We start from the raw sequence: 26,753 nt of genomic DNA, 5'->3' as shown, positions 1-26,753 counted from the left end.
TTTTCAGGAGGTACGGCATGGGTGGCTATCCACCGGAGGTTACGCAGCGGTTCCTCGGCACTCCCGAGCAGGACAGATCGGGACTGGTCGGGGAACGTCCGAGGCGATGGTCGTCGATCGTCATCGTCGATTACGACCCGGACTGGGTCCAGCGTTTCGACACCGCACGCGCCGGCATCGAGGCGGCTCTGAGCGGCCGGATCGTCGGCATCGAGCATGTCGGATCAACGTCGGTGCCCGGCCTGGCTGCCAAACCGATCGTCGACATCGACCTGCTGCTCGACGACACCGCCGACGAATCGCTCTATGTTCCCGCCCTGACTGACGCCGGCTACCGATTGATTCTGCGCGAACCATGGTGGTTCGGTCATCGCATGCTGCTCGGCGGCGACGAGGACATCAATCTGCACGTCTGGCCGCGCGATGCCGCCGAACCGATCAGGCATCGCCTTTTCCGCGACTGGCTCCGCGCACATCCCGACGACCGTGACCTCTACGCCGAGACGAAACGCCGGCTGGCCGGTGAGGCCGATGACTACAACATGGCGAAATGCGACGTCATCGATCAGATCTACGAGCGAATCTTCGCCGCCACGACCAAATAAAGGGTGAACCCGGCAACGACCGGTCCCGCCTCGAGCCTTTCCAGCCATGCTTTCCCGTACGCCGGAGCAAGGCGCCCGTCCGCAACAGCACGTTCGGTGTTGCGGCGCAACCCAAGGATGCGGTCCGCCGTGCCGAAGTCCCGAAACAGCACCGCCATGGCTTCCACACTGCGGACCGCAAGCCCCGCCGCTGTGGACAACCGAACTAGGTCCCGCCCCATGCTCGGGTTCCGCACCCGTTCCGCTGTGTAGCTCGCAAAGGCCCGGCTGGTCTCCAAGTCCTCATCCGCCACGGCCAGTGTGTCCCAATCCGGCTCGGCCGCGGCGAAGAGCCCACCCACCTTCAACACCCGGGCCGCCTCCTCAATAGCTCGACCAGGCGAATCAACATGTTGAAGCACCCGATCAACCCTGGCCCGGTCAACACTGCCGTCGTCCAGAGGCAGCGCCGCCAGATCCCCTTCCCGAAGCAGAACTCCCGGATGCCGCCGCCGAGCCGCGTCCAACATCCCCCGATCCCGATCAACCCCAACGACAGCCCCCGCGCTCCCCACCGCAGCCCCGAGGCTCCCGAGGTCAGTCCCCGGTCCACACCCCAGATCCACAACGGTGTGCCCAGCCTCAAGCGCAAGCCCACGAAGTAGACGCTCTTTGTAGTCCCGCCCCACAGCAGTAGCAGCAGCGTCATCCATGTACGCGATCTGATCGGTCACCGCCCCACCCCACCACGCCCCGATCCGGCAGTGGTAACGAAAGTGTGCAGATCTCAGACGTATCCGGGAACGAGCCGATACACCGACCGCCAGCATCCCCCGAGCCGTCGGGGTTAGAGAGAGCGTCACCCGCCGACCACCTCGGCCCACGCCCCAGGCCGTGATCCAGACCAGCGCAAACCACCTGCCGCGCAACTCGTTCCACTACGCCGGCCGGGGGCCGAACTACGACCTAATCACGGCAATGGATGCGCTGCGCTTTGGTGGTTCTTGCCGAACGAGCGGCGCCGGTGCTGTCGTGCGGTGGGACGCGTCAGCGGCCTCGGCTCATCGAGGTCCTGCTCATTATCGGTGCCTCCATCATCGGCGTCCAAAACCGGCCGTCGGTCACTGGGCACGGCCGCCGTCCACCGATTGTCGGCCACGTCCGTCGCCCCGGCCTCGGCCCCGGACGACGTCCCCTGGCCTGACCGTCGGCCACCGCCACAAGCCACCGCTTGCCGGCCACGGCCACTGTCCACCGCTTGCCGACCCCGGCCATGGCCTTCGTTCGCCGCTTGCTGGTTGCGGCGGTGGCTGTCTGTGTCGATCTCGGCCATGGCCTTTGTCCGCCGCTTGCTGGTTGCGGCGGTGGCTGTCTGTGTCGATCTCGGCCATGGCCTTCGTTCGCCGCTTGCTGGTCGCGGCGGTGGCCGTCGTCTCGACCTCGGCCACGGCCACGGCCGTCGTCCAATGGCGCCGACCCCGGCTGTCGTTTACTTGCTCGCTACGGCATCACCGCTATCCCCGGCACGACCGCCCTCCACTGGCCCCGGCCACGGCCCACCGTCTACCGGTCGCCAACCGCGGCCGTACCGGTCGCTAACCGCAGCCGTCGTCACGGTGCTGGCCACGGCATCGGCCACCGGGTACCCCATGGCCGTGGCCATCGGTCATCGGTCATCGGCCAGCGGTTAGCGGGGCATGGTTAGGACTGTTTTTCCGGCTATCTGGCCTGTTGCTAGGTGGTCCATGGCGGTGGCGGCTTCGGCCATGGGGTGGGTGCTTCCGAGCGGCGAAGGTATGTCGGTCAAGGCGGTCAAGTCGCTGCGGGTGGCTATTACTACGGGGGCTCGGAGCTTCTGCTTGGCGAACGGGGTGATGGCCAAGGCGTGGAGGTTGCGCTCGAGGCCGCCGAAGAAGCGGCCTCCGTTTTCGCCGCCGGCTATCGACAGGGTGCCTGTGGGTTTCAGCAGGGCGCGCAGTGTGGACAACGGGCGGTTGCCGGCGATGTCGACGATCAAGTCGTACGAACCGGTCAGCGGCTCGCGTGTGTAGTCGATCGTGCGGTCGGCGCCGAAACGGCGTACGGCGTCGGTCTTGGCTGGGCTGCAGACGGCGGTGACGTGGTCACCGCGGGACTTGGCCAGGAGGACCGTGAACGAGCCGACTCCGCCGCCTGCGCCGATCACGAGGACCTGACGTGTTGAGGAAGTGGATTGCGGCGTCAACATGTGGAGGGCGGTCGCGCCTGACGTGGGGATGGCGGCGGCCTGCTCGAAGGACAGGTGCGCGGGCTTGTGGATAAGTCGGGACGCCTTCGCCCGGGCGTATTCGGCCCAACTGCTCGAACCCTGGCCGAAGACCTCGTCGCCGGCCTTGAAATCGGTGACCTGGTCGCCGACGACCTCGATGACGCCAGCCAGATCCAGGCCGGGAGTGCGGTTGCGCGGGGCCCTCAGCCCGAAACCGAGGCGGGCGACCAGCGGAAGGCCGGTCATCGCATGCCAGGCGCCGCGATCCACTCCGGCTGCGTGCACCCGTACGAGAACTTGATTCGGCTTGATTGTGGGCTTGGGGACGTCGTCAATGTGTAGGACGTCGGCATCGCCATAGGCGTTGTGGACAACGGCCTTCATGCGAGCTTCTCCGATCGAGTGCGGCCGGACGGGCCGAAGTGCGAGGCATCGCAACTGACGACGGTTCCCGTCCGGGCCGGGCGCTGCACGTTCACGTCGAGGGCGGCGGCCGGCGTGCGGCCGGGTCCGATCCGAGATGGCTTGCCATGGGCGGTCACGTGGGCTCCTCCGCAGGGTATTGGAAGACGTCGTCGAGGCTGACGCCGAAAACCCGAGCGATGCGGAACGCGACCTCGAGCGAGGGGGAGTAGCGGCCCTGTTCGATGGCGATAATCGTCTGGCGGGTCACGCCGATGCGTTCGGCCAGGTCGGCCTGGGTCATCTCGCCCGCGGTGAAGCGCAGCGCACGGATCTGGTTGGTGATGCGGGTCGGCTTCACCACGGGTGGAAGCCCTTGCGGTAGGCGAAGATCTTGGCGGTTGAGCCGAGGACCGCGGAGAGCACGAACGCCAAGTAGATGACGTTGGCGATCCAGAAGTGGCGCGCCTCGAGCAGGGCCATGACCATCGCCGCGACGGCGCCGGCCACGACCAGCGATTGGCCGATGTGTTCGCCGAACCGGGCGATCTCCCGGTCGCGCTGGTCGGCCTTCTGCCTGCCGCCGAACAAGACATCCACAGCGATGTTGACGACGATCGCGCCCACCACTGTCCACAGCAAGGCCGGTACATACGAGATATCCACAGCCAAGAGCACGAGATAGATCCCGTACGCGATGAGGCTGACGACGGCCAAGCTCCAAGCCCGCCGCTCCTGGGTTGTCATGCTCCCGAAGGTAAAGAATGCCGGACATCAAGTCAAACTTTCTTTACATGATTCTCAGCGTCGCCTCAGGTGACAGGGGATCTCGACGAGCGACGACAACGGCGCGGAACTAGCTGTGACCGGCGAAGATGACCGGCTGCCGTGAGAGTGATGGCGCCGTTGGCTGGCTACGGTGACGGTTATATGAACTGCGGCGCGACGGTGGGGGACCGACTGCGCGACGGTGGGGGCCGGCTGCGCGGCAGTGGAAGGACCGGCTGCGACGGTGGGGGCTGGCTGCGGCGACGTTCGAATAATCGGCTGCGCAACGGTGGGAACCGGCTGAGCGGCAGCGCAAGGGCCGCTGCAACGGTGGGGCCGGCTGCGGCGCCGGTGGAATGACCGGCTGCGCGGCGGTGGGACCTGCTGCGGCGCCGGTGGAAGCACGGGCTGCGCAGCGGTAGGAAGCCCGGCTGCGGCGACGGTGGTGGAGACGGGCTGCGGCGACGGTGGTGGAGACGAGCGGCGCGACGGTGATGGAGACCCGCCTCCGGCGACCGGCGAGGGCGGCAGTCGGGATCAGTAGTGGGGTTCGTGCGTCACTCATCGGCCACCGGCGTAGCGCGCGATCGACAAGAGGGCGCACAAAGTGCTGACGAAAGCGCCGCCGCCGGTCAGGAGGCAGGACGGGGTGTCGGAGCCGCTGGAATGGAGCAGCAAGCCTGCGGCGGCCCCGGCTACGGCGGAGAACAGCAACATGATCAGCAGCCATGTTCGGCGGGGGCCGGCGGGAGGACATGGGGAATCGGACGGCGTGCGCATCGGAGTCTCCTGAATGGGGATCGGGATCAGTTCGGCGTTTTCGTTCGATTCCTATGGCTGAGGGGTGGAGGGCTCCTCGCCGGCGGACTATGGCGTTTTCCACACTTTCCGCTTGTCGCAGTCCGTGGAGGACCGGCTTTGTCTGACATAGCCGCGCGAGCTTCAGCCCACGGAGAACCGCAGGCGAGAAGAAGGCGGGAGGGTGATCAGCGTCCGGGGCTCCTCAGGACGGCGCCTCGGGATGGACCGCCGGCACCCGCTACGCCATTCGAGTGAAATCCGTGGGAAAGGAATGAGCGCCGGGGAAGTGGCAGGCGGCCTCGTAGCTGGGAGTTGGCGGTTTTCGCGACTGCTTGGATGCGCCGGGTTGTCGGATCGGCGAGATCTGGCGTGGAGACTCGGGACGGCTGGACATACGACGGAGATGCCAAAGCAGGGGTCCACGGAGACGTCACAAGCAGGCGCCCGAGGCGTCCCGAACAGGTTCCGACGTAGGCGTCACCAGCGGATGCGGACGGAGACGGCAGAACAGGCGACGGAGACGCCACGAGAAGGTGCCCCGGGAAGCGTCAGAGCAGGTGCCCGGGGAAGCGTCAGTGCAGGTGCCCGGGGAAGCGTCAGAGCAAGTGCCGTGGAAGGCGTCGAAGCAGGTGCCGACGGCGATGTCGAAGCAGGTGCCCGAGAGGAGTTCGCGGCCTATGGAAAGTCACGCGGGCGGAGCGGACCGTCGAGTGGGTAACGCCTTGAAGGATCCGCCCCCGGTCGATCAGGTGAAGCGGGCGAACACTCGCATGCGGAACCGGCTCGATGACGGCCGGGAGAGCTCGGCCGCGGAAGCCCTCGGAATCGGCAGCACGGTACTTCTCGATGGTGTGCCGAATCGGTCGGGGACCGCGGATCGGCGTCTCGTCGAACGGTTGATGGCGCAGGGCTTCGCCGGGCGGGAGTACGAGGCGTTTCACACCCGGATGGTGGTCTATGGGCAGCGCGTCTGTATGGCGTGGATAGGTAACGGCACCATGCATCGCGAGTGTGCTGAGCAGGGCCGTCCGGTGGGATCTTTTCCGTTGGGAGTGGACGTGCAGGACCGCCGGGATCTGGCCACCGACACCGCGGTCGAAGGGGCGGCGCTGTTTCGCAAGGTCGCACTGCTCGAAGGTCGATGGTCGCCGGTCGGCGGGGCCTCGCTGGCGACCTTCTACATCGGTTCGTGCGTGCAGGTTTATCCGAGCATTTTCCGCCGATGGTTCCGGTCGCGCGACGCACTGCGGGAATTGCTGATCACGGAACGGCTTCCCGATGTCCCGCACGACGGGCCCGAACGGCATGTGCCCGAGCAGCTTCTCGTTCACCAGTTGCGACGGGAGCTGGGCACCCGGGACTGCGCCGTCCTCACCCTGTACGCCGAGGGTTTCACGTACGCCGAGATCGCCCAGCGGACGGGCATCACGGTCAAAGCCGTGGACGGCTGCTTGCAGCGAGGCAAGGCCAAGGCGCGGTCGTTTCTGGAGCGGATGGGAGGACTCGGTGACTGACTACGATGCCCCGGATCTCGACTCTCTGGCCGGGTTGATCGCTCAGTCGTCGTTCGGCACGCTGCCTCCGGGGGTCGGTGAAGCCTCGGACGGGGAGTTTGACGACGATCAGTCCGAGGATGCGATCTATCTGCGGGAGCGCATTCGTCAATGCGACCGGAATGCGCCGTGGTGGAGCTCGCAATTTCCGGAAGGGTCCTGGTTCGCCGATCACGAGACCACCGCGGTCTTCGATGACGTGGGGATGGCATTCCCGGAGGCCGACGGTTCCTTCACGTCTGACTTCGACTGGTCGAGCGGCTGGCTGTACGGCCGGGACGGCGACACGCGGGCGCTGGCTCTCCGCTCGCCCGGGGATCGTCTTCCGTCGGGAGCAGAGCGGCGCTGGTGGCAACTGCTGGCCGCCCGCAAGGGTGCTTGCCGATCGGTGCTCACATATTCCGATCGGTCCCTCGAAGGCTGGTGCGTCGATGCGGCGATCCGCTGGAAACTGGAGCGGCCCGACGTCGCACTGAAAGCCGGCCTGACCGAGATGACTTCGGTTCTCGTCGCGCAGGCCGTGGACGCTTCCGGCGGTGCCTCGGAGCTGATCGGCCGCTCGGAAATCGCCTCGCTCAACCTGCAACTGTCCATTGAACAAGCGCTCGTGCGTGTGTTGGCCGCGGCCGGACTGGCCAGCGAATGCGCCGTACGGGTGCGGCGCGACACCTCGGCGCCCTCCGCGTACCTCAGCGACTTTTCGAGCCGATCAGCGCCTTCCGAGACTGGCGTCGGCTGGGCATGGGTGGCGCCGCCGAAACCGCCCGCAAAGCCGGACCCCGGAACTCGTGAGGAAGTCGAGCGTCTCGGCCAGGCGATGAAACAGATTGCCACCTCAGCCCGGGCGTGGCAGCTTCCGGCTCGACTGCACAAGGCGGTCAGGAGACTGCATTTCCCGTACGAACGGGAGGTGTACGACGGCATCGCGGTGCTCTACGAATGCCTCCGGATCGAATACGGCCTGGACTCGATCGGGGCCGAGGAAACCGTCCTGGGGCTGGTTGATCGTACGGTCGCGGAGGGGGTGTCGCTGGACGGGCCGGGAACTTTGTCGTTGCCCAGATATCTCGGTTTCCTGGCCGGTGTCGCCGTGCGGTTCATCCCGGAGGTCGTCGCCGTTCCGGACCGGCATGCGAACGCCCGGCGGCGGAGTGGGAAAGCCGAGTCGACGGTGTCGCGGATCGTGGTGCTGGTCAATGCGGGAAGGACCGTGGAGGACATCGGCGAGGAGCTGGACCTTCCGGCCGAGACGGTCCGCGAGATCGCTCGTGCGGAGTGGGAACAGCGTCACTCGGACCGCTTCGAGTCCGCGGATTCCTGAAGCCCCGCCGTCCGGAATGGGGCGGCGGGGGACAAGGGCGGCGCAGTAGTGGGTTCTGCCTAGAAGCCGGCCAGGACTGTCTTGCCGATCGTCGCGCCGGATTCCTGGGCCTCGTGGGCCTTGCGCAGGTTGACCGCGTTGATGCCGTCGAGACGGGTCGTCAATGTTGACTGGATGATGCCCTTGTCCACAAGGCCGGCCACCTGCGTCAAGATGTCGTGCTGGGCGGTGCTGGCGGGGTCGTACAGGGGACGGGTGAACATCAGTTCCCAGTGCCACGTGATGCTCTTCGACTTGAGGGGAAGCAGGTCGAGCGGTGGCTCGTCGATTGCGACCACGGCGCCGTACGGGCGGAGGATCTGGGCGAAAGTTTCGATCATGCCGGCCGAGTGCGGGCTGAATACGTAGTCGACACCGCCGGGGAGCTGGGCGTCCAGGTCGGCGTGACGGTCGATGACCGAGTGGGCGCCGCGGGCCAGGATGTAGTCGCGCGCGGAGGGGCGGGAGGCCGCGCCGATGACTTCGAGGTCGGTGAGCCGGCGGGCCAGCTGGACGAGGATCGCGCCGACGCCGCCGGCCGCGCCGAGCACGAGCAGGCGGCCCCGGCTGGAGGACGTCAGGCGCAAGCGGTCGAACAATGATTCCCATGCCGTCAATGCAGTCAACGGCAGGGCGGCCGCTTCGGCGAAGTCCAGTGACGCCGGCTTGGGACCGACGATCCGCTCGTCGACCAGATGCAGCTCGGAGTTCGTGCCGGGCCGGGCGATCGAACCGGCGTACCAGACCTCGTCGCCGGGCTGGAACAGCGTGACCGCGGAACCCACCCGCTCCACCACGCCGGCCGCGTCGAAACCGAGGATCCGCGGCGCCGGGCCGGGGTCGCCGCCCGCGCGCACCTTCACGTCGACCGGGTTGACCGATACGGCCCGCACCCGCACTTGAAGATCGTGTTCACCGGGTGCGGGCACCGGCACCTCGAGGTCGAGCAGGGCGGACGGGTCGGAGATCGGCAGGCTCTTGCGGTAGCCCACGGCACGCATCGTTTCGGTCATGAGCGGGACGGTATTCCGATGACCCTAGTTACCGGCAAGGCTCATTGGTTTCCGAAAGGTACTACGGTGGGTGGGTGCCGACGACGAGCTGCGACCGCCAACACGATGTCTATGACGCCTCCTGCCCGTGCCGCCAAGTGCTGGATCTGCTGGCCAACAAGTGGAGCGCCCTCGCCCTGGGCGCGCTCGAAGACGGCCCGCGCCGCTTCGGCGCCCTGCGCGAACGCCTCGACGGGGTCAGCCCCAAGGTGCTCACCGCCACACTTCGCCGGCTCGAAGATCAAGGGCTGGTTGACCGTACGGTGTTCCCGAGCGTCCCGCTGCACGTCGAGTATTCGTTGACGCCGCTGGGCCGGGACGCCTGCGCCCCGCTGGCCGCCCTCCGCGAGTGGGTGGTCGCGAACATCGAGCGCTTCCCCGAGCAGGCCGTCCCGGCAAGAGCCCGCTGACCCCGAGGCCGCCCAGCCGGTGGCGTAAAGCTGAAGAGGGCCGCCGAGCACCAGCCCGGCGACCCTCGGTGAAACACGACAGTGCAGGTCAGCGGCGCAAAGCGAGGTCGAGCCACACGAGTCGGTGGTCGGAGGTGGGGAAGCCGTTGACCGGGGCCCACACCGGGTCGTAGACGCCGCTCAACCGGGACAGCGGGTCGGCCCGCACCGGCCAGAAGACGCCGGAGGCCTTGACCTTCAAGCCCACCCGGGGCAGGACGTAGTCGGCACGCAGGTTGCCGGGGGTGGTGTCGGCGAAGTCGGCCGTGTCGTTGCGCGGGTCGCCGATGTGTGAGGCATTGGCTCCGCCCTGCAGGGCGGTGGCCTCGGCCGCGCCCGCGGAGGACGGAACTGTGCGCGCGTTGATGAGCGGGTTGCGCAGGAGTTGGTTGATCGCGCCGTCGTAGGAGTCGCCGTCGTACGGGTCGGCGTTCTGGTCGCCGGCGATCACGAAGGGCTCGCCGGGCCTGAGGCCACCCCGGCGGCCGCGGTCGTCGTAGATGTAGCGGGCGGACTTGACGTAGTCGGACCAGAAGCGGATCTCGTCGTGATTGCGCCGGCCGTTCCGGTCTTCGGGGCCGTCGAAGGTCGGCGGCGTCGGGTGCGAGACCAGGAAATGCACCGTACGCCCGCCGACGCGGACCGGCACGTCCCAGTGGCTCTTCGACGACAGCCGCAGGACGGCCTGCTCCTCGGGCGAATAGAAGTCGGCCGGCAGCAGGTTGCCCGGCATGTCCTTCCATTTGAACAGCTGGAACGTGCGGATCGCGGAATAGTTGATCGGGTACTTCGAGTACACGACCATTCCGTACTGGCCGGGGAAGAGCCCGAAACCGAAGGAATCATCCCCGTACGCCTGGTCACCGGGGGTGGCGTCCACAGTCCCGTTGTTGTTCAGGTCGAAACCGGACGCGATTCCCGTGTTCGACGGCGCGACATACCGGTACGGATACTTCTGCGCGGGCGCGCCGTTCTGCGACACCGCCAGGAAGTTCTGCGCGAACAGGCGGGCGGCCTCGGGGTCGTAGTCGAACTCGTTGAGCAGCACCACATCGGGGTGCGCCCGCTGGATCACCTCGGCGACGTTGCGAGCCTGCCGCCGATACACGTCGTCGACGCCCGGATTGGCCAGATGCTCGCGCAACAGCCCCTCGGCCGGCCGGTTGAGCGAGAGATTGTAGGTAGCAAATCGGACGCTGGGCCCGTGCGAGGTCGCCGAAGCCGGCGCCGCAACACCGAGCACGGCCAAAGCCAGCCCCGCGCCAAGAAGTAGTCGCCTCATGACCCCCGTGTCTACCGGACCATCCCCGGTCGTGCCATGCGGACGTGCCCTCCGACGTGGACAGTTCACCGCCCGGCCACCCGGTAGGGTCCACGCCCGTGGATCTCAACCCGGACGCGGCCCTGGACGACCTCGAACACCTTCGCGCACTCGTCGGCGACGCGCGGGTGGTCGCGATCGGCGAATCCGCTCACTTCGTGCGCGAATACCACCGGATACGCCAGCGGATGGTTCGTTTCCTGCACGAGGAGCTGGGCTTCACGGTCGTGGCGATGGAGTCCGGCTTCAGCGAGGGCCTGGCGGTGCGCGAATGGATGCGCGAAGGTGACGGCGACCCGCCCGCGGACGGTCTGACGTACCGTTTCGCCCGTTGCGCGGAGATGCGCGATCTGCTCGGTTACGTCAAGAACGCGCAACTGGACTTCTGGGGTCTGGATCTGCCGGGTGACCTGGCGAGCATGGGCCCGGCGCTCGACCATCTCGACCGGCATTCGCCCGCGCTCCTGGAGACCCTTTCCCTCGTACGCCGTCAGACCGCGAAGTTCGCCGGAAAGTACACGGTGCCGGCCTTCGCGGCGTACCGGGAAATGGCTTTGATCGATCGGGACGCGCTGACGCTCACCCTGGCCGAGGCGGCTGCGCGTTTCGAGGCCCGGCCGCGCCGGCGCGACGCCGATGACGCCATCGCGCGCCACGAACTGCTCATGGTCACGCTGCTCGACCAGATGCTGCGCGCGCAGGTGGCGGCGGTCGAGGGCTCGAAGCAGCACGCCGGTCTGAACGTGCGTGACGCCGCGATGGCCCGTACGGTCGAATGGATTCTGGAACGAACGCCGGGGCGCCTGATCGTCCTGGCCGCCAATTCGCACATTCAACGCCGGCATCCGTTGTTCGAAGTGCTCGGCACGCACCTGTCGGCGATGCTCGGCGACGACTACCGCGCGATCGGGGTGACCGCCGAATCCGGCCGGGTCGCCACCCGCCGGCTCGCCCCCGAAGCGCCCGCCCTGGTGGAGACCGTTCTCGTCGATCTCGAGCCGCCGGTCGAGGGCAGCATCGAGCTTGCCGGCCCGGGTCTGCACGACGTGCGCGAATCGGCGGCCGACAAGATCAGACTGCTGGAGACGTACGCCGAAGGACCGGTCTCCGAATTCTTCGACGCGGTGGCTTGCGTCCCGGTCAGCACCCCCACCGAGCAGGCACTGTGGTCGGGAGGGCGGTGACGGCCTCCCCCGTGCGGGGTCGGACACGGGGGAGGCCGTCCGTTCTCAGGAGAACCGACCGGCGATCCAGTTGGCGACGAGGGTGGTGCTCTGGAACACCGCCCCGTCATGGGTCGCGCCGTCGATCTCCACGAACTGCACCGGCTGGCTGTAGGCGCTGAGCTGGGTCAGCAGCGGGCCGGCGGTGATGATGTACGGGACCGCCTCGTCGGCCGTGCCCTGGACCAGCAGGATCGGGGCGCTGGGCGCCTTCTGGGCCGGGTTGGCGTAACGGGACAGCTTGGTGACGACGGCCGGCGGCAGGGCGCCCCCGACCAGCAGCTGCGACGCGGTCAGGTCGGCGTACGCGTCGAGGATCTCGTAGAGGCAGCCGCTCTGCAGCACACCCGTCTTGGCCCGGGCGGGTGGGGCCAGGATGGTGGCCGGCACGACCGTCGGGTCCACCGCCTGCAGGCCGTACAGGGCCATGACCAGGTAACCCTGCGCGGGCGTGCCCGGAATGAGCGGCGCGAACAGGTCGGCGTTCGAGACCGGCGCGATCGCCGAGACCCCCTTCAAGGTCAGATTCCCGTCGTACGAGGGAGCGAGCTCGTCGGCGAACAAGGCGCCCTGCCCGCCCTGCGAATGGCCGTCGATCACGTACTGGGTGCCCAGCGTGGCGTCCAGGTTCCGGGCCGCCTTGGCACTGTCGATCATCGAGCGGGCCGCGCTGGCGCCGACCAGGTACGGGTGGGGGAGCGCGGTGCCCAGCCCGGGATAGTCGGGGGCGGCGACCGTCCAGCCGCGCCGCAGCAGTTCGGCGATGGCGGCCCGCGCCTCGGGCCAGAACACCGACTGGCTCACCGACGGCGCACACTGGTCGGCCAGGCCGGTGGTGCCGTGACCCCACACCACGATCTTGTTGTTCTTGCCGGTCTTGGGAGTGAGGATCAGACCGGTCGCGGTGATCGGAATAGCGTTCACATTGGTCGACAGATACGAGACGCGTTTGCCGTTGGCCAGCGGCGCCAATTCGGCCGGAAGCGTGGCCGCGGCGCTGGACAGAACGGTTCCGGTGAGCTGGGCCGCGCGCGCCGGTGAGCCGGGCATAAGTGCTGCGGAAATGGCTAGGACAATGGCCGTGACCGCCGCCAGAAATACCACGACCGGGTGCCTTTTCAGGGCAGGGTTCATCAACAGTGCCTTTCGGAAATGGAGTGTGGGGCGCGGCGAGGACGCGAGGGAACAGGGCCGGACCTGGCCATGGGCGGGCCAGGTCCGGACAAGGGTGCTGCCGGTGGGGGCTTTTCTAGCGCGGCCGGGCGAAGTGGTCGGCCACGCTCCGCAGGGCGGCGACGGTCTCGGCGTCGCGGAGCGGGTCGTCCTGGGTGGGCCAGGCGCTGCACTTGACGATGACGACCTCGGCGTCCGGGTCGACATACAGGTATTGGCCGTGGACGCCCAGCCCGGTGAACGCTTCGAAGTGCTCGCTGCCGAGGGTCCACCACTGGTTGGCGTAGCCGTAGTGGTCGTAGCCGCTGGGGCCGAGCGAACCGACCGCGAGCTGCGGTTTGTCGTTGCCCCGGCTGCGGCGTACCCAGTCCTGCGGCACGATCTGCTCGCCGTTGACGACACCGTCGCCGGCCATCAGCAGGCCGATCCGGGCCACGTCACGGGCGGTCGCGTTCAGGGAGCCGCCGCCGATCGCGGTGCGCGGGCGTCCGCGGGTGAGCCAGTAGTACGCGTCGCGGTCGCAACCCAGCTTCTGCCAGAGCCTTTCCGAGGCGTACGAGGCAAGGGTCTGTCCGGTCGCGGCCTCGAGAACCCAGCCCAGCATCTGCGTGTCGAAGGTGGAGTAGTTGAACCGCTCACCCGCCGGCGCGGTCCGCGTTGCCGCGCGGACCACGTCGGCGATGTCTCCGCCACCCATGATCGTCTGCTCGAACTGCTTGATGCCGCTGTCCGGCACCTCCCAGGTCTCGAGGTCGCCGACGCCGGTGGTCATGTCGAGGAGTTCGGCGATCGTGTTCCCCTCGTACGCCGTTCCGAGGAAGTCAGGCCGGTAATCCGTGATCAGGTCCTTCTCGCTGGCGATCAGACCCTCGTCGAGGGCGATGCCGACCAGGATCGACGTCACCGACTTGGACAGCGAGAACAGCTGCATGCGCGACCGCGGTCCGGAGAACGCCCCCGGGTAGGCCTCGTGCACGATCGTGCCCCGGTGCAGCACCACGAACGCGGTCGTGAACGTGCGGCGGTGCAGCTCGGCGAGGGTGTGGTCGCGGCCGGCGAAGGAGTACGACACGTCGAGCGGCCGGGCGTCGACCGGGAGGGGAAGGTGGTGGACGCCCCGGGCCACGCGCTCGGTCGGCATCAACCAGTTCATGTGGGTGAAGGTCCACTCGTTGAACGGCCGGCGCATGATCAGATCGCCCTGCTTGTCCCACCAGGACGGATCCCGGGAGGCAGCAGGGCGCTCCGTCGTACTTGTCATGAGGGTCCCCCGTTATCAGCCGATCGTTCGAACACTTCGCGCAATGTCAAACCTGTCGGGTTCTTGATGGGTTCGAGATAAGCCGCCATGATCCCGAGGACCCCCTTGCCCACGAGATTTTCGACCGGCCCGTGGTCGGCGATGTCCGCGCTCGGATCGCCGAGATGCCGCACCGCGAGACCCTCAGTGACGGCAGCCAGGAGGTTCGTGAACTCCTGGATCGTGATGCCGGGGCGGAGCTGGTAGCCCCGGGCGGCGATCGTCTCTTCGTAGATCTTCATCCACGGCTCGAGCGCGCCCGCGTAGTTGTTCGCGATGGCGCCCCGGATGCCGTCGTTACGGTGGGCGGTTGCCACCATGATGAGCTGCAATTTGAACAGGGGCATCCGGCAAAGGGCCATCAGCTCGTGGTAACTGGACCGGTCCACGGCGTCGACCAGACTGTCGTCGGTGGCCAGCCAGTCACCGCGCGTCTCGACATCGGCCCCGTACTGCGGGTCGTAGTTGATGGCGTGCAGCATGAACGCGAGCAGGTCGTTGAGGTAGTCGTCGTGGCTGGCCCACGTCGACCGGTACGGCCCCGCGCCCTTCTGCCGCAGGAAGGGCAGCTCCAGCTCCTCCACCTCGGCCGACAGGGCCCGCTCGGTCAGGAAGCTCAGACCCGACCAGTACTGCTTGCGGCCGTCACCGGTCGCGGTCGCGGGCCGCTGGGCACCGAGGTTGCGCTCGATCAGGTTGGCGCCGGCCTTCAGGTACGACGCCACCTTGAGCGAGTTGACCAGGGCAGCACGCGTCGACTCGCGCACCCCCTTGACCCGGGTGACGATGCCCGAGAAGTCCGCGCAGTAGGGGTAGGGCAGGTCGTTCTTGCCGTACGTCATGCAGGTGATTCTGCTTGGAATCCGGCGACCTTCAAGTGCGCACGTGCGTAGTACTCGCAGGCTTAGCCTTCGGGCATAACGCACGCACGTAACGTGATTGTTCGACTGCGCAGAGTAGATTTTCCCTGGCTGTCAGGGGTGCAGAGCGCGAAGGTAGGCGGTCGCGAGCGTACGCCGCGTAGGCGTACCTGACTGGGCAAGATGCGTCATCCGCGCGTCGAGGCGCCGGTGTTCCTCGTCGGTGAGGGCCGTCGCCATCGCCTCACCGTAGGTCGGCGCAAGCGGATTGGGGGCCACCTTCTTACGCGCCTCCCAGTCGCCGATCGGCTCGGCCGGCACATCCAGCTGGGCCCGGTAGTCGACCTCGATGCCGTCGAACCCCGCCTCGGCCGCCCAGCGCAGCAGATCGCGTTCGTCGAAATCGGTCATCGGGTTCTCGCCGCGCCGTGCGCCGTCGCGATAGACGGCGACCACCTTGGCCAGCAGATCGCCGACCTCGCTGTCCCGCAGCCCGAAAAGGCTGTCGGCCCGGTGCTCGAGCAGGAAACGGTTGATCGGCTCGAAGATGGACAGCCGGCCGCCCGGTTTGAGCACGCGGAAGAACTCGCGGAAAGCGTCCGGCTTGTGGTCGCAGTAAATGAGCACGGAACGGGTCGTCACGACGTCGACGGACGCGGTCGGAATGGCCGACAGATCCTCGGCCGACGCGTGCACGAAACTGCACCGCTTGTCGTCACCGGCGTGGGAGCGGCATTCCTCGAGCCCGGCGTCGGAGACATCACTGAAGATAACGTGGCCGTCGGGGCCGAGCCGCTCGAGGGCGCCGAACGCGATGAGCCCCGTCCCCGAGCCCACGTCGAGCAGCGTGTCGGCGGGCGCGAGGGCGGCCCGGTCGAGCACCTCGTCGCGGAAAACCTCCAGCGCCGTGGCGTGCTGCGCCCGCAGTTCGGCATCCCCGCCGTCGCGGCGCGTCAACAGCCACCGCGTCCACTCGTCCGTCGCCATCGGATCACCGTAGGGCACGGGACTTCTCGATGGGCGAGACATCAACGCGCGGCAATGGAAACGTGATCTGGAACGTCTTGCCGCAGTGATCTGTGCGGGTGCCCAAGGCGCGGCCCGCCCTCCACCGGGGGACCCCCGCCACCGACCATTTTACCGGCAATGGAGATCCTCCGAGGCGGCCCTGTGGATAACCCTGCATTGTGGATAACGGCGTTGATCTGGAAAGCGTGACCTAGACTTCGACTGCCGTGGGCCCGGCCCACGTGGGTCCCGCCCAGGCGGCTTGCACGGCGGTCGGTCCGGCCCACGTCGGTCCCGCCCAGGCGGCCTCTACAGCAGTCGGCCCGGCCCAAGTCGGCCCGGCCCACGCGGCTTGCACGGCGGTCGGCCCCGCCCACGTGGGTCCTGCCCAGGCGGCTTGCACGGCGGTCGGCCCCGCCCAAGTCGGCCCGGCCCACGCGGCCTCCACGGCCGTCGGCCCCGCCCACGTCGGCCCGGCCCACGCGGCCTGGACGACGTACGGGGTGCCCACCCAAGTCTCCTGGCCGCTCGGCTTGCCGCGACCGGCGAGCACAACAGTGGCCCTCGAGGAGTCGTCGGCGGTCGGCTTGCCCCGTCCGAACTGCGCGGCGCTCGCGAGATGCTCCACGCCGTCCCAGTTGGTGCCGGCCACGCTTGTCTCCACGGCGGTGACCCCCTTGCCGGCCAGCGCCGCCCCGCCCACCCCCGCGCCCAGCAGCGCGGCGCCGACGACGGCGGTTCCGGTCCCCAGCACGATCAGGCCGCGGCGTGCGATTCGGTTCATGGCTGATGCCCCCGTTTTCTCGGTTCCGCCCTCCGAAGTGGGGCGTGGCCACAGCGTGCCGCCGGTCGCAACGCCCTGACCAGCGGCAACGCTTCTCGGGAACATCCCGGGACGGCGGCGGTCACCGCCGGCCGAGGGCCCAGCCGACCGCTGCGGAAGCCGCGATCAACGCGCAGATGCCCACGACCGGCCCGAGCCGCCGCTCGTCCGGCGTCGCCCCGGCGGGTTCAGCCGGGCGCAGCGCCTCGACGGGTTCAGCCGGGCGCAGCGCCCCGACGGGCCAGCGCGACTGCCTGCGCTCGCGTTGCGCCTCGTCCCACAAACAGCGCATCTCCACGTGATCGCCGCCGCCCAGATCGGACAGGACGGCCACCACCTCCCACGGCGGCAGGGCCTGGCCGGCGAAGTATCGGGACAACGACGAGTCGCTGACGTGCGCTTTCACGCTGAGTTCGCGCAGCGTGAGCCCGGCCTCGGCGCGCAGCGCCCGCAACTCGGTGACTAATCTGGTGTGCCTCTCGTTCATCTCCATCGCGTTTCCTCCCCAGTCGGTCCGCGATGGCGTCGATTGTTCTCACCCGCGTCCAGCGCCGGGGTCTTGTCCGGACGGTTCCGGACGGCCCAGTTCGAGCACGTGCCGGATCGCCGGTTGCCCGCCGCGCACGGTCTCGCCCACGGGCACGAACCCGGTCTTGCGCAGCACCGCCCGTGACGCGGCATTGCTCACCGCGGCGTCGGCGATCAACCGCGAGAGCCCGTACGAGTCACGGGCGAGCGCGGTCACCCGGCGTACGGTCGCCGTGGCCAAGCCTTGGCCCGACGCCGCGGCCGCCACCCGGAATCCCAGCTCGGCGGCGCCCCCGGAGACGTCGAACAGGTTGAACCGGCCCACCACGGCGCCGTCCGGGGAGATCAGCACGTGGAAGTGCGCTACGCCGTCCGCCTGTTCGGCGAGCAGCGCCGCATGCCGCTCGGCGAACTCCGCGAAGTATTCGTCCCCGCGATCCGAGATCGAGCGGGCGAAGTACTCCCGGTTCTCGATCTCGAACCGGAGGAGTTGCGGCGCGTGCTCCGCGGTCAGGCGCTCCAGCCGATGCATGCCTCAGCCTTCGGCCAGGTCGGCCAGGCGATCGACGGAAGCCTGCAGCTTGACGGTCGTCGTGGCCCGGGCGCGCGGGAGCCGCTGCTCGTCGTTCAGGTTCGTCCAGTCGTACGTGTGAGTGACCCAGCACCGGCCGGCCGCCAGCTCCTCGATCTCCCAGCGCCACAGGTGACCGGGCGGGGGGCCGCCGGGCTCGCTGGGCCGCCACGCGATCAGACGTCCCTCGGTGAATTCGACGACATGATTTTCCCGTACGGCACCCGACGTGAGCTTCATGGCGAAGACGTCGCCGACGGCGCGCACGCGACCGCCCGCCACCGCCTCGGCCAGGTTGTCGTTGCCGTCCCACCGGGGCTGCTGGGCCGGGTCCGCGATCAGCTCGAAGATTTCGGCGGCCGGGGCGGCGACCTCACGCCCGGCGCTCACGACTCGTTCGATCATGCGCCCATCTCAGCACGCGGACGCGCCTCCGATCCATCCCGCCGCCCCGCGTGGCCCAAGCGGATCGGACCGGCCGACAAGGTGGACGCCGGCATCGATCCGGTTATCGGTATTCGGATGATCGTGCGTATTCCCGGATGAGTGTTCCGGCTCCGGTCCGGGCGGCTCGATAATGAGTTGACCGAAGCGACGGAATTGCTGCGGGGTGACTTCGATGAATGATCGAGCCGCGAAGGCCGGCGGTCAGCACGCCGCGCCGCTTCCGGCCGTCGGCCGCGTCAATCCGGCCGACCTCGGCCTCCCGGGTCCGCGTACGCCGTCGTTGTCCCTGCCCGACCAGGTCGCGATCATCAAGCAGGAGGTCGACGCCCTGCAGATCGCGCAGGCCGCCCGGGGCGTGCCCTGGTTCAAGCAGATGGCCGTCCTGGTCTCGGTGGCTGCCCTGCTCGTCTCGGGGCTGGCGACGTTCTATTCGGAACGGCGGGCGGCCGATCAGGAATTGGCGACGAAACGCAACGAACTCCGTCAGACGATCGGTCAAATGGCCGACATCTCGATCCAGTTCACCGAATTGAGCACCAAATACAGCGGAAACACGCAAGCAATGGGCCTGGCCGGCTCCTTCAACCACACCCAGAAGATTATTCTCGGCAATCAGGCGGTGTCCCTGGTCGACGCGATTCCCGATGAGGTCAATGCGACGGAGTACTACGCCGTGGCGGCCTTCCTCGGTGATCTCGGGGACGTCCGGGCGATCGACTACTACGAGAAGGGCATCGTCAGGGCGCGGGACCTGTCGACGAAGCTGGCCCTGTTACGCGGTCTCGGGGTGTTCCTGTTCGGCCGGGGCGGGCGGATCGCCGAGGGCCGGGCGGCGCTGGAGAAGGCCAACGCCACGATCCGGTCGTCGGGCGAGGGTGACGCTCTGAAGTGGTCGGAGGAGGGCTACACCGAGATGAACTGGTTCCGGGTCGAGGTGGCGCGGGGCGACTGCGCGGTGGCCCGGCCGCATCTCGACAGCTCCGTCCGGCTCTACGCGGCGTACGAGGCCAAGGGAAACGACATGTCCCTGGTCAAGCCCCAACTGGACGCGGCCCGGCAGATCCTCGTCAAGCAGTGCCCGCGGGCCTGACGCCGCCGTCCCGGAGGGCCACGGCCGCCCGTACGAGGTCGGCGTTGCTCGTGGCCGGAGTGCCGTCGGGAAGCAGGGTCGAGTCCTCGAAGCCGACGCGGGTGTCGTGGCCGCGGTGAAAGGCGTCGCGGACGAGGGGCCACGTCCAGTCGTTCATGCCGTGGGTCAGGCGCGGGCAGGTCGAGCCGGCCTCGTCGAGCAGGTCGTTGACCCGCCGGGCCACCGTTTCGGGCGGGCCGGTCAGGAAGTAGGGCTCGCCCGGATCGAGTTCGATGCTGACCCGGGCCGCGTGCGGCAGCAGGCCCGAGGCGATCAGCGACGGCATCTCCTGCGGCGCCCACAGGCCCACGTCGATGCCGATGCCCACCTCCAGCATCGCGGCCATGACCTGCTCGAAGCCGTCCTCCGAGAGGTTGACCGTGGCGACGTCGACACCCTCCCACTCACGGATCATGGCAACCCGGCCGGCGAGCTCCGGCACGATCCACGCGCCCGTGGTCAGGCCGATTTCGATCTTCCCGTACGCGACCTCGCGCACCCGCCGGCACGTCTCGTTCACGACCGCCGGGTCGAGCGTCTCGCCGCCGGACTCGTCCCGCACGTGCAGGTGAACACCGGTGGCGCCGGCCGCGAAACACTCCGTCAGCTCGTCCACCACCTCGTCCAGGCTGACCGGCATCGACGGATGCACGTCCTTGCCCCACGGCCCGTTCGGGGTCACCTGCAGCATGGTCATGAACCCAATCTAACGACCGGGCCCCGGCCGGGACCGGCTCAGAAGGCCGCGACCGGTCCGTCGGCGCGTTCGCGGCGGGACAACGTGCGCAGCACCGGCAGGAAGCCATGCCGGGCCACCGACAGGCGGGCCAGGCAGATCGCCACGACGTCGGCGGCGTCGTCCGGAACCGCGGGCGTGGGCCGGTCGAGGCTGACGGCCAGGTCGTCGAGGTGCACCACGAGCTCGACGAGCCGGGTGAGCAGGCACTGGTCGAGCGGAAGCCAGTGGTCGAAGACCTGGACAGGGTGGTACGGCGGCAATTCGGCGAGCCGCGCCCCCAGCCGGGTCCGGGCGGCGTCGAACTCGGCGGCCAGCGCGACCGGACCGGCGGCGGCCTCCTGTTCACCCAGCGACCGGATGCGGCTCGGCACCGCATCTCCGAGGTCGGGGGCGGGGGCCGCGCCGGCCAGGTAGTACGCGACGGCGTCGATCGGGCTGCCGTCCCGGGGCGCCGGCCGCTCCAGCCAGCGCTCCACGTTGAAGACGGCCCGGGCCAGGTGACCGGCCAGGCCGCTGACCCGGAACGACGGCAACGCGCTCGGTTCCTCCCAGCGGGCGGCCAGCGCGGGGGAGTGCAGCAGACCGGACACCACCCCGGCGGTCTCGAGGAAGGGCTGCCTCACGTGTCGAGGTTGGTGGGAACGAACACGGGGACGGTGTCGGGGCCCGGGCCTCGACCCGGGGCCGGGGCGGAGGCCGGCGGGGCGGGGGCCAGGGCGGTGAAGGCGGCCCACGGCATGCGGTCCACGGCGTCGGCGGTGCCGTCGTCCAGGATCGCGCGGTAGGCCTGCGACGCCGCGCGGGCCGCGGCCAGCAACGCGGCCAAGGGGTGCAGGACGAGGCGCACCCCGAGGGCGGCCAGCTGGGCGTCGGGCAGCAGGGGCGGGGCCGCGGCCGCCTCGGAACGGGACAGCACCAGCGGGACGCCGGGGAGCGTGGCCTGCAGCAGCGACAACTCGCCGTGCGTGGTCACCCCGGCGGGCAGCACGGCGTCCGCGCCCTGGTCCGCGAACGTGCGGCAGTCCTCGACCACGGCGTCCAGCCCGCCCTCCGCGTACGCGTTGGTCCTGGCGATGATCGCGATGTCGGGCGCCTGGGTGCGCAGGGCGGCGAACATGCCGGTGACGACCACGCCCGCGATGCCGGCCCGCTGATAGGACAGGGCCGTCCATACCGCGTTCTGCTCGGTGTCGAAACCCGTGCCCGCGTCGGCCAGCAGGGGCACGCCGCCGAGCATCGGGGTCAGGGTGGCCGCGCGGTCGGCGAGCTGGGTGGCGGGCACGTAGTCGATGTCGGGGCGGCCCATCATCACCGCGGCCACCGCCGCCTTCGCGAGATAGACCGCGCGATGGCCGGCCTGCATGGCGAGCGTCGTGCTCAACGGGTCGAACACGCCCGGCACGTGCGTCACGCGACCGGCCGACAGCAGCTCTCGGAAAGCGTTCATGAGCGCCTATTCAACGCGAGGCCGCCCCGGATCCGACAGCCCACCCAAGACATTTACGATCATCTCTATGGAGGAGACCCGGTCCCGGTCCGTGGCGGCGGTCGAACGGGCGATGGACGTGCTGCTGCTGTTCGGCCGCACCGAGCGGCCCGACCTGGGCGTCACCGAGATCGCGACCGCGCTCGGGCTGACCAAGGCGGCCGTGCACCGCATCCTGACCGCGCTGCGCAACCGCGAGCTGATCACCCTGGACCCGCGGAGCCGCCGGTACGCGCTGGGCCACGCCGCCGTCGCGCTCGGGCGGGCCTATCTGGCGCGGGCCGACGTACGGGAAATGGCTGCTCCGGAACTGAAGTATCTGTCCGGGCGCACCGGCGAGACGGCTACGCTCTCGCTGCGGCGCGGCGACACCCGCCTGTACGTCGACCAGGTCGTGCCCGATCAGGAGCTGCGGCTCGAGGTGACCGTGGGGGTCCCGTTCCCGCTGCACGCGGGCGCGGCGTCCAAGACCTTCCTGGCCTACGACCTCGACGGCTACCTCGACCGCAGCCCCTTGGAGCCGCTCACCGAGCACACGATCGTCGACCCGGCCCGGCTGCGCGACGAGCTGGCCCGCATCCGCGAGCGCGGCTACGCCACCTCACTCGGCGAGCGGCAGCCCGCCGCGTCGTCGATCGCCGCCCCCGTCTTCGACCACGACGGCCACGTCACCGCCGTGATCGGCGTGGCCGGCCCGGCCCAGCGCTTCGACCCGGACGCCGACTCGAGCGTCGCCCACGACCTGCTGGCCGGCGCGGCCCGGGTCTCGGCCCAGCTCGGGTTCAAGCCCTGACGAACGCGCCGAGCTCGAGCGGATTCAGCCTCAAGTAGGTTCCGCCGCGTCCGATCGTGGGCGTTCGTGCAGACACGACGAACGCCGGGCGCCCACCTGGGTGTGGTGCTGCTCTGCGCGGCGGTGGCCGTCGCGCACGGTCTGATGCTGACGGCCGCGATCCGGGACGGCGCCCTGTTCCCGTGGGGCGGCCTGGCCCTCGGCGGCGCCGTGATCAGCGCGACCGTGCTGACCCGGCCGGGGCTCGTGCGGCGGGAGAGCGACGAACGGCTGACCGGCCTGGCCGGCCGGGCCCGCTTCCGGGCCACCTCCCACCGCGCGCTGACCCGGGGTGAGCGGACCGGACGGCACACCGCCGTCCTGCTGATCGACCTCAACGGCTTCAACGAGGTCAACGACACGCTCGGGCACAAGGTGGGCGACCTCGTGCTGGTCGAGTTCGCGAGGGTGCTGCGCTCGGTCGTGCCGTCGTGGGGGCTGCCGTGCCGGCTGGGCGGCGACGAGTTCGCGGTGGTGCTGCCCGGCCTCGACTTCCCCGAGCAGGCGTACGACGTCGCCGGCGCCCTGGCTTCGGCGCTGGCCCCCGTGGTCCTCGACGGCCGCCTGATGCCGCTGGCCGCCGGCATCGGCCTCGCCGTGTCGGCGCCCGGCGAGCTGACCCACGACGTGCTCGTGCACCGGGCCGGCCTGGCCATGCACCGGGCCAAGCGGCAGGGCCCGCAGACCCGCTGGGCCGTCTGGCAGGAGTCCTTCGAGCAGGACAACCCGGCCGCAGCCTAGGGTCTGTTTCGTGGCTGGGCCCCGACGCAGCCCGCCCAAGCCACGAAACAGACCCTAATCACCACCGCGGGTGAGGCCGTCCAGGACGGTGATCAGGTTGTGGTGGAAGGTCTCTCCGGCGTCGAGATGGGCGCCGTCGAAGACGAGCCGGGCCAGGGTGGGATAGCGGCCGGTATCCAGCATGCGGGTCAGATAGGGACCGAGGGCGGCCTGCCACGCGGCCTCGTCGGTGCCGGTGGTCCGGGCCGTACGCCGCTCGGTGATCTCCCGGCGGAGCGCTCCGACCAGGAACGCGTTGAGGGCGCCCACGGCCCGCTGCAGACCGTCGAGCCCGCGTACGCCGGGCGCCTCGCTGAGCGCCGCCGCGGTCGACTCGCCCACGGCCAGCGCATGCGGTCCGAGGTGGGGCCGCGCGCCGAGCAGATCGGCGAACCATTCGTGCTCGAGGGCAGCATCGCGGGTCTGGTGCACGATGGCCAGGACGGTCTCGCGCCACCCGGGATGCTCGCCGGTCTGGGCGATCCCGGCGTAAACGGTGTCGACCATCAGATCGAGCAGCTCGGACCGGTTGGTCACGTAGTCGTAGAGCCGCATGGGACCGACACCGAGCTCCTTGGCGATCTTGCGGACGGACAGGCCCTCGAGACCGTGCTCGTCGGCGATGCGGATCGCCGCGGCGGCGATCTTTGCCCGGCTCAGCGGCACCGGCGCGGCCCGCGGCTGCGGCTCGGGGCGTTCCCAGACGGGCAGAGGGGCGCTACCGTACGGCGTATCCATGAGGTACAGCGTACGGTAAGGGGAATGACGATGCGTATCGCGATCGCCGGTGGGGGCCTGGGCGGCCTCACCCTGGCCCGGATCCTGCACCGGCACGGTGTCGGCGCGGTGGTCTACGAACGCGAGGCGGACCGATCCGCGCGCTCCCAGGGCGGGTCGCTCGACCTGCACCCGGAATCGGGACAGAAGGCCCTGGCCGACGCGGGCCTGGCCGGCCGGTTCCGGTCCGAGGCGCGGCCCGAGGGCGAGGAACACCGCATCCTCGACCCGGCCGGACGCGTCCTCGTGCACCACCGGCCCCAGCCGGGTTCGTTCTCCGGTCGCCCTGAAATCGACCGCGGCGCCCTGCGTGACCTGCTGCTCGATGCCCTGCCCGGCGACGCGGTGGCCTGGCAGCACCGGCTTGTCGCGGCCACACCCCGTACGGGCGGCGGCTTCGACCTGGTGTTCGACGGCGGCCACCGGGCCGACTGCGACGTGCTCGTCGGCGCGGACGGCGCCCGCTCGGTCGTCCGGCCGCTGCTGACCGGGGTGACCCTGTCGCCGGTGGCCACCCTGGTCGAACTGGGCATCGCCGACGCCGACCGGCGCCACCCCGAACTGGCCGAGCTGGTCGGCCCGGGCAACCTCTGGGGCATCGGCGAGAACCGGATCCTGGCCGCACAACGCCAGAGCGACGGCAGCCTCCGGGTCGGGATCACGCTGCCCGCGGACGAACGCCACCTGCACGTCTATCGCAGCAAGCGCACCCTGCTCGACATGTTCGACGGCTGGGACCCCCGGCTCACCGCCCTCATCGAGGCCGGCGACGGCCCGCCGGTTCCCCGCCGGATCGAGGCGATGCCGGCCGGAACCCGCTGGGCGCACCGGCCCGGCCTCACCCTCATCGGCGACGCCGCGCACCTCATGCCGCCGGTCGGGGAGGGCGCCAACCAGGCCATGCTCGACGCGGCCGACCTCGCGGCCCGGCTCGTCGCCGACCCCGGCACGGCCATCCGGGCGTACGAGGAAACGATGTTCTCCCGAATCGACCCGATCGCCGCCATGTCCGCACGGGTCCAGGCGATGATGCTGTCCCCGACCGCCGCCGACGACATCGTCCGTTTCTTCCAGCCCGCCTAGTCGACGAGGCGAGGCGTCACCCGGCGCACAGCGACCGGATCGCCGGGGCCGCCGCCCGCCTTCGACGTGTACTCGGGGACGCCGACGCACGTGAAGAGCAGGGTCACCAGGTCGTCCGGCTCGTGCAGCAGCGGCGGCACCTCGGTGTCCAGGAAGGTCATGCCGGTGGCGCTCGCCCCGACGGCGTAGGCGGCCAGGTGCAGGCGGCCCTCGACGATTCCGGCGGCGAGCTGCGCGGTGCGGTAGGAGCGGTCGTCCAGGTCGGCGGCGGGGACGGCCGCGATCACCACGTACGCCGCCTCGGCCGACAACGACTGGCCCAGCGAGACGCGTTCCAGCTCGGCCCGCAGGTCGCCGGTCGCGATCGGGTGCTCCAGGTCGGGCCAGCGATAGACGCCCGGTTCCACCCCGTCCACGCCGTGCACCGCCACCCAGTGCGGGATCTCGATGCCCCGCAGCGCGGCGGCCATCGGCCACGTCAGCGATTCGCGCGGCACTGTCTTGGTGCGGTCCATGCGCCGCTGCGAGCCACGCCGGCGGATCACCGCGTCGAGCGTGTCGCCCGCCCCGGTGCTCCCGATGGCCGCGCCGACCGGCCAGGGTGGCCCCGGTTCGTCGCCGTCACCGGCCCGCTGAGCCGTCGTCACCAGCGGAAACTCGACCGTGGGCAGGTCACCGGGGGTGGCCGGACCGGCCGGGGTCGTCGCGGGCTCGCCGTCGCCGAAGGTCAGCAGGGCCAGCGGGAACTCGTGGACGCCGTCCGCGCCGACCAGCGACGTGACGCGGGCGTCGGGGAAGACGGTGCGCAGGCGCGGGCCGAAAGCGGCGGCGGCCGCCTCGAGCTGGGCCAGCAGGGTGCCCGCGTCCCAGTAGAGGTGACGGAAACCGCGTTCGGCGTACCGCCAGCCCGTGCGCCACGGCACGCCGGTCACGACCAGGGTGGTGGTGCCGCTCTCGGCGGCCGGGCCGATCCGCACGAGGGCGTGCGCGACCGGGTCGTACCAGTGCACGCCGTCCTCGACCCCGGCCACCCCGCGCGTCACCGCGTACACCTCGAGGGGGAATCTCGCCCCGGCCGAGCCGGCCGCGCGGAACAGCATCGAGCGGCCGTTGCGGGTCATCGTGCGCACCACGCCGGCCCCGAGGAACAGCACCCGGCCCAGCTGGGCGGCGTCCAAGGGCTGCGCCGGGAAAGCCTTTCCGGACAGGACGTCGGTGGCCGGAACGCCGGAATCGGGCAGCTCGCGGGGCAGCGGCGTCACCGGCAGGCCGTCCGGATAACTCTTGACCTGCGGTGGGCTCGTCGCGGGATCGTTCGGGCTCAGATCGTGCCGCACCCGGGGGTCGTCGGCGGGGACGTCCCATTCGCGGTCGGTCGAATAGGACGTGAGGCGGTGCAGCAGTCCGGCGCCGGAGTCGAAATCCACAGCGATACTCTGCCACCTGAGCCCACCAT

Annotated in this window: 28 protein-coding genes; 9 read left to right on the top strand and 19 right to left on the bottom strand. The window is 69.6% G+C overall.

Annotation, left to right across the window (positions count from 1 at the left end):
• Window positions 1-17 precede the first annotated feature (17 nt).
• Window positions 18-605: a GrpB family protein gene (locus ACZ3I4_RS07550; RefSeq protein ID WP_465381038.1), complete on the top strand. Its 588-nt coding sequence runs from the start codon at window positions 18-20 to the stop codon at window positions 603-605.
• Here the strand turns inward: ACZ3I4_RS07550 and ACZ3I4_RS07545 are convergent.
• The 4 genes from ACZ3I4_RS07545 to ACZ3I4_RS07530 form a co-directional block, all read right to left on the bottom strand.
• Window positions 572-1,318, bottom strand: a complete 747-nt coding sequence (locus ACZ3I4_RS07545; protein ID WP_465381037.1) for a methyltransferase domain-containing protein — start codon at window positions 1,316-1,318, stop codon at window positions 572-574. The two genes, ACZ3I4_RS07550 and ACZ3I4_RS07545, sit on opposite strands and share 34 nt — an antisense overlap.
• 953 nt (window positions 1,319-2,271) lie before the next feature.
• Window positions 2,272-3,216 (bottom strand): NAD(P)-dependent alcohol dehydrogenase, encoded by a 945-nt coding sequence (locus ACZ3I4_RS07540; protein WP_465381036.1) that lies wholly within the window; start codon window positions 3,214-3,216, stop codon window positions 2,272-2,274.
• A 154-nt stretch (window positions 3,217-3,370) separates the two neighbouring features.
• Window positions 3,371-3,598 (bottom strand): helix-turn-helix transcriptional regulator, encoded by a 228-nt coding sequence (locus ACZ3I4_RS07535; protein WP_465381035.1) that lies wholly within the window; start codon window positions 3,596-3,598, stop codon window positions 3,371-3,373.
• Entirely contained in the window at window positions 3,592-3,981 is a 390-nt protein-coding gene (locus ACZ3I4_RS07530; protein WP_465381034.1) for a hypothetical protein, read from the bottom strand. The genes ACZ3I4_RS07535 and ACZ3I4_RS07530 overlap by 7 nt, the downstream gene beginning before the upstream one ends.
• A 1,544-nt stretch (window positions 3,982-5,525) precedes the next feature.
• On the opposite strand from ACZ3I4_RS07530, the gene ACZ3I4_RS07525 reads away from it, so the two are divergent.
• Window positions 5,526-6,317 (top strand): RNA polymerase sigma factor, encoded by a 792-nt coding sequence (locus tag ACZ3I4_RS07525; protein ID WP_465381033.1) that lies wholly within the window; start codon window positions 5,526-5,528, stop codon window positions 6,315-6,317.
• The gene (locus ACZ3I4_RS07520; RefSeq protein WP_465381032.1) at window positions 6,310-7,677 is read left to right on the top strand and encodes a hypothetical protein; all 1,368 of its coding nucleotides are present in this window, start codon (window positions 6,310-6,312) and stop codon (window positions 7,675-7,677) included. The genes ACZ3I4_RS07525 and ACZ3I4_RS07520 overlap by 8 nt, the downstream gene beginning before the upstream one ends.
• Before the next feature lie 59 nt (window positions 7,678-7,736).
• Here ACZ3I4_RS07520 and ACZ3I4_RS07515 read toward each other — a convergent pair whose 3' ends face one another.
• Entirely contained in the window at window positions 7,737-8,729 is a 993-nt protein-coding gene (locus tag ACZ3I4_RS07515; protein WP_465381031.1) for a zinc-binding alcohol dehydrogenase family protein, read from the bottom strand.
• A 74-nt stretch (window positions 8,730-8,803) separates the two neighbouring features.
• On the opposite strand from ACZ3I4_RS07515, the gene ACZ3I4_RS07510 reads away from it, so the two are divergent.
• Window positions 8,804-9,178, top strand: coding sequence for a winged helix-turn-helix transcriptional regulator (locus ACZ3I4_RS07510; RefSeq protein ID WP_465381030.1), 375 nt, complete (start codon window positions 8,804-8,806; stop codon window positions 9,176-9,178).
• Between the two features lie 88 nt (window positions 9,179-9,266).
• Here the strand turns inward: ACZ3I4_RS07510 and ACZ3I4_RS07505 are convergent, their stop codons facing one another.
• Window positions 9,267-10,499 carry an endonuclease/exonuclease/phosphatase family protein gene (locus ACZ3I4_RS07505; protein ID WP_465381029.1) on the bottom strand — a complete coding sequence of 411 codons (1,233 nt, stop codon included), beginning with the start codon at window positions 10,497-10,499 and terminating at the stop codon, window positions 9,267-9,269.
• Between the two features lie 98 nt (window positions 10,500-10,597).
• On the opposite strand from ACZ3I4_RS07505, the gene ACZ3I4_RS07500 reads away from it, so the two are divergent.
• Window positions 10,598-11,722 carry an erythromycin esterase family protein gene (locus ACZ3I4_RS07500; protein WP_465381028.1) on the top strand — a complete coding sequence of 375 codons (1,125 nt, stop codon included), beginning with the start codon at window positions 10,598-10,600 and terminating at the stop codon, window positions 11,720-11,722.
• Window positions 11,723-11,767: 45 nt separating this feature from the next.
• Here ACZ3I4_RS07500 and ACZ3I4_RS07495 read toward each other — a convergent pair whose 3' ends face one another.
• The 8 genes from ACZ3I4_RS07495 to ACZ3I4_RS07460 form a co-directional block, all read right to left on the bottom strand.
• Window positions 11,768-12,811, bottom strand: a complete 1,044-nt coding sequence (locus tag ACZ3I4_RS07495) for an alpha/beta fold hydrolase (RefSeq protein ID WP_465381027.1) — start codon at window positions 12,809-12,811, stop codon at window positions 11,768-11,770.
• A gap of 199 nt (window positions 12,812-13,010) precedes the next feature.
• A complete protein-coding gene (locus tag ACZ3I4_RS07490; RefSeq protein ID WP_465381026.1) occupies window positions 13,011-14,195 on the bottom strand; it encodes a serine hydrolase domain-containing protein in 1,185 nt (394 codons plus the stop codon).
• Window positions 14,192-15,076 carry a hypothetical protein gene (locus ACZ3I4_RS07485; RefSeq protein ID WP_465381025.1) on the bottom strand — a complete coding sequence of 295 codons (885 nt, stop codon included), beginning with the start codon at window positions 15,074-15,076 and terminating at the stop codon, window positions 14,192-14,194. The genes ACZ3I4_RS07490 and ACZ3I4_RS07485 overlap by 4 nt, the downstream gene beginning before the upstream one ends.
• A 132-nt stretch (window positions 15,077-15,208) precedes the next feature.
• Window positions 15,209-16,081, bottom strand: a complete 873-nt coding sequence (locus ACZ3I4_RS07480; RefSeq protein WP_465381024.1) for a class I SAM-dependent methyltransferase — start codon at window positions 16,079-16,081, stop codon at window positions 15,209-15,211.
• A 232-nt stretch (window positions 16,082-16,313) separates the two neighbouring features.
• Window positions 16,314-16,886: a hypothetical protein gene (locus ACZ3I4_RS07475; protein ID WP_465381023.1), complete on the bottom strand. Its 573-nt coding sequence runs from the start codon at window positions 16,884-16,886 to the stop codon at window positions 16,314-16,316.
• A 121-nt stretch (window positions 16,887-17,007) separates the two neighbouring features.
• A complete protein-coding gene (locus ACZ3I4_RS07470; protein ID WP_465381022.1) occupies window positions 17,008-17,418 on the bottom strand; it encodes a helix-turn-helix domain-containing protein in 411 nt (136 codons plus the stop codon).
• A gap of 42 nt (window positions 17,419-17,460) precedes the next feature.
• A complete protein-coding gene (locus tag ACZ3I4_RS07465; protein WP_465381021.1) occupies window positions 17,461-17,985 on the bottom strand; it encodes a GNAT family N-acetyltransferase in 525 nt (174 codons plus the stop codon).
• A gap of 3 nt (window positions 17,986-17,988) precedes the next feature.
• Window positions 17,989-18,429 (bottom strand): SRPBCC family protein, encoded by a 441-nt coding sequence (locus ACZ3I4_RS07460; RefSeq protein WP_465381020.1) that lies wholly within the window; start codon window positions 18,427-18,429, stop codon window positions 17,989-17,991.
• 214 nt (window positions 18,430-18,643) lie between these two features.
• On the opposite strand from ACZ3I4_RS07460, the gene ACZ3I4_RS07455 reads away from it, so the two are divergent.
• A complete protein-coding gene (locus tag ACZ3I4_RS07455; protein ID WP_465381019.1) occupies window positions 18,644-19,561 on the top strand; it encodes a hypothetical protein in 918 nt (305 codons plus the stop codon).
• Here the strand turns inward: ACZ3I4_RS07455 and ACZ3I4_RS07450 are convergent.
• The 3 genes from ACZ3I4_RS07450 to ACZ3I4_RS07440 are packed head-to-tail and all read right to left on the bottom strand — an operon-like array spanning window position 19,539 to window position 21,786.
• Window positions 19,539-20,297: a 3-keto-5-aminohexanoate cleavage protein gene (locus tag ACZ3I4_RS07450; RefSeq protein WP_465381018.1), complete on the bottom strand. Its 759-nt coding sequence runs from the start codon at window positions 20,295-20,297 to the stop codon at window positions 19,539-19,541. The two genes, ACZ3I4_RS07455 and ACZ3I4_RS07450, sit on opposite strands and share 23 nt — an antisense overlap.
• Before the next feature lie 38 nt (window positions 20,298-20,335).
• Entirely contained in the window at window positions 20,336-20,962 is a 627-nt protein-coding gene (locus ACZ3I4_RS07445) for a maleylpyruvate isomerase N-terminal domain-containing protein (protein ID WP_465381017.1), read from the bottom strand.
• Window positions 20,959-21,786 (bottom strand): isocitrate lyase/phosphoenolpyruvate mutase family protein, encoded by an 828-nt coding sequence (locus ACZ3I4_RS07440; RefSeq protein ID WP_465381016.1) that lies wholly within the window; start codon window positions 21,784-21,786, stop codon window positions 20,959-20,961. Before ACZ3I4_RS07440 ends, ACZ3I4_RS07445 begins: the two co-directional genes overlap by 4 nt.
• A gap of 67 nt (window positions 21,787-21,853) precedes the next feature.
• Between ACZ3I4_RS07440 and ACZ3I4_RS07435 the strand changes: the two genes are divergently transcribed.
• Window positions 21,854-22,618 (top strand): IclR family transcriptional regulator, encoded by a 765-nt coding sequence (locus ACZ3I4_RS07435; protein ID WP_465381015.1) that lies wholly within the window; start codon window positions 21,854-21,856, stop codon window positions 22,616-22,618.
• A 66-nt stretch (window positions 22,619-22,684) separates the two neighbouring features.
• Window positions 22,685-23,398, top strand: a complete 714-nt coding sequence (locus tag ACZ3I4_RS07430) for a GGDEF domain-containing protein (protein ID WP_465381014.1) — start codon at window positions 22,685-22,687, stop codon at window positions 23,396-23,398.
• 54 nt (window positions 23,399-23,452) lie between these two features.
• On the opposite strand, the gene ACZ3I4_RS07425 is transcribed toward ACZ3I4_RS07430, so the two are convergent.
• Window positions 23,453-24,175, bottom strand: coding sequence for a TetR/AcrR family transcriptional regulator (locus tag ACZ3I4_RS07425; protein WP_465381013.1), 723 nt, complete (start codon window positions 24,173-24,175; stop codon window positions 23,453-23,455).
• Between the two features lie 24 nt (window positions 24,176-24,199).
• Here ACZ3I4_RS07425 and ACZ3I4_RS07420 point away from each other — a divergent pair, with 24 nt between their 5' ends.
• The gene (locus ACZ3I4_RS07420; protein WP_465381012.1) at window positions 24,200-25,297 is read left to right on the top strand and encodes an FAD-dependent oxidoreductase; all 1,098 of its coding nucleotides are present in this window, start codon (window positions 24,200-24,202) and stop codon (window positions 25,295-25,297) included.
• Here the strand turns inward: ACZ3I4_RS07420 and ACZ3I4_RS07415 are convergent.
• Window positions 25,294-26,724, bottom strand: a complete 1,431-nt coding sequence (locus tag ACZ3I4_RS07415; protein WP_465381011.1) for a hypothetical protein — start codon at window positions 26,722-26,724, stop codon at window positions 25,294-25,296. The genes ACZ3I4_RS07420 and ACZ3I4_RS07415 overlap by 4 nt on opposite strands.
• Between the last annotated feature and the right edge of the window lie 29 nt (window positions 26,725-26,753).

Source organism: Actinoplanes sp. NPDC021490 (genome assembly GCF_055562135.1).
This window is presented reverse-complemented; position numbering and strand designations above follow the sequence as displayed.

Bases quoted from the DNA above. Each gene is read 5' to 3' on its own strand.
- ACZ3I4_RS07505 (WP_465381029.1), bottom strand. From the start codon at position 10,499: ATGAGGCGACTACTTCTTGGCGCGGGGCTGGCTTTGGCCGTGCTCGGT.
- ACZ3I4_RS07435 (WP_465381015.1), top strand. From the start codon at position 21,854: ATGGAGGAGACCCGGTCCCGGTCCGTGGCGGCGGTCGAACGGGCGATG.
- ACZ3I4_RS07425 (WP_465381013.1), bottom strand. From the start codon at position 24,175: ATGGATACGCCGTACGGTAGCGCCCCTCTGCCCGTCTGGGAACGCCCC.
- ACZ3I4_RS07495 (WP_465381027.1), bottom strand. From the start codon at position 12,811: ATGCCCGGCTCACCGGCGCGCGCGGCCCAGCTCACCGGAACCGTTCTG.
- ACZ3I4_RS07475 (WP_465381023.1), bottom strand. From the start codon at position 16,886: ATGAACCGAATCGCACGCCGCGGCCTGATCGTGCTGGGGACCGGAACC.
- ACZ3I4_RS07490 (WP_465381026.1), bottom strand. From the start codon at position 14,195: ATGACAAGTACGACGGAGCGCCCTGCTGCCTCCCGGGATCCGTCCTGG.
- ACZ3I4_RS07530 (WP_465381034.1), bottom strand. From the start codon at position 3,981: ATGACAACCCAGGAGCGGCGGGCTTGGAGCTTGGCCGTCGTCAGCCTC.
- ACZ3I4_RS07455 (WP_465381019.1), top strand. From the start codon at position 18,644: ATGAATGATCGAGCCGCGAAGGCCGGCGGTCAGCACGCCGCGCCGCTT.
- ACZ3I4_RS07485 (WP_465381025.1), bottom strand. From the start codon at position 15,076: ATGACGTACGGCAAGAACGACCTGCCCTACCCCTACTGCGCGGACTTC.
- ACZ3I4_RS07550 (WP_465381038.1), top strand. From the start codon at position 18: ATGGGTGGCTATCCACCGGAGGTTACGCAGCGGTTCCTCGGCACTCCC.
- ACZ3I4_RS07515 (WP_465381031.1), bottom strand. From the start codon at position 8,729: ATGACCGAAACGATGCGTGCCGTGGGCTACCGCAAGAGCCTGCCGATC.
- ACZ3I4_RS07465 (WP_465381021.1), bottom strand. From the start codon at position 17,985: ATGCATCGGCTGGAGCGCCTGACCGCGGAGCACGCGCCGCAACTCCTC.
- ACZ3I4_RS07540 (WP_465381036.1), bottom strand. From the start codon at position 3,216: ATGAAGGCCGTTGTCCACAACGCCTATGGCGATGCCGACGTCCTACAC.
- ACZ3I4_RS07460 (WP_465381020.1), bottom strand. From the start codon at position 18,429: ATGATCGAACGAGTCGTGAGCGCCGGGCGTGAGGTCGCCGCCCCGGCC.
- ACZ3I4_RS07480 (WP_465381024.1), bottom strand. From the start codon at position 16,081: ATGGCGACGGACGAGTGGACGCGGTGGCTGTTGACGCGCCGCGACGGC.
- ACZ3I4_RS07420 (WP_465381012.1), top strand. From the start codon at position 24,200: ATGACGATGCGTATCGCGATCGCCGGTGGGGGCCTGGGCGGCCTCACC.
- ACZ3I4_RS07470 (WP_465381022.1), bottom strand. From the start codon at position 17,418: ATGGAGATGAACGAGAGGCACACCAGATTAGTCACCGAGTTGCGGGCG.
- ACZ3I4_RS07440 (WP_465381016.1), bottom strand. From the start codon at position 21,786: ATGAACGCTTTCCGAGAGCTGCTGTCGGCCGGTCGCGTGACGCACGTG.
- ACZ3I4_RS07450 (WP_465381018.1), bottom strand. From the start codon at position 20,297: ATGACCATGCTGCAGGTGACCCCGAACGGGCCGTGGGGCAAGGACGTG.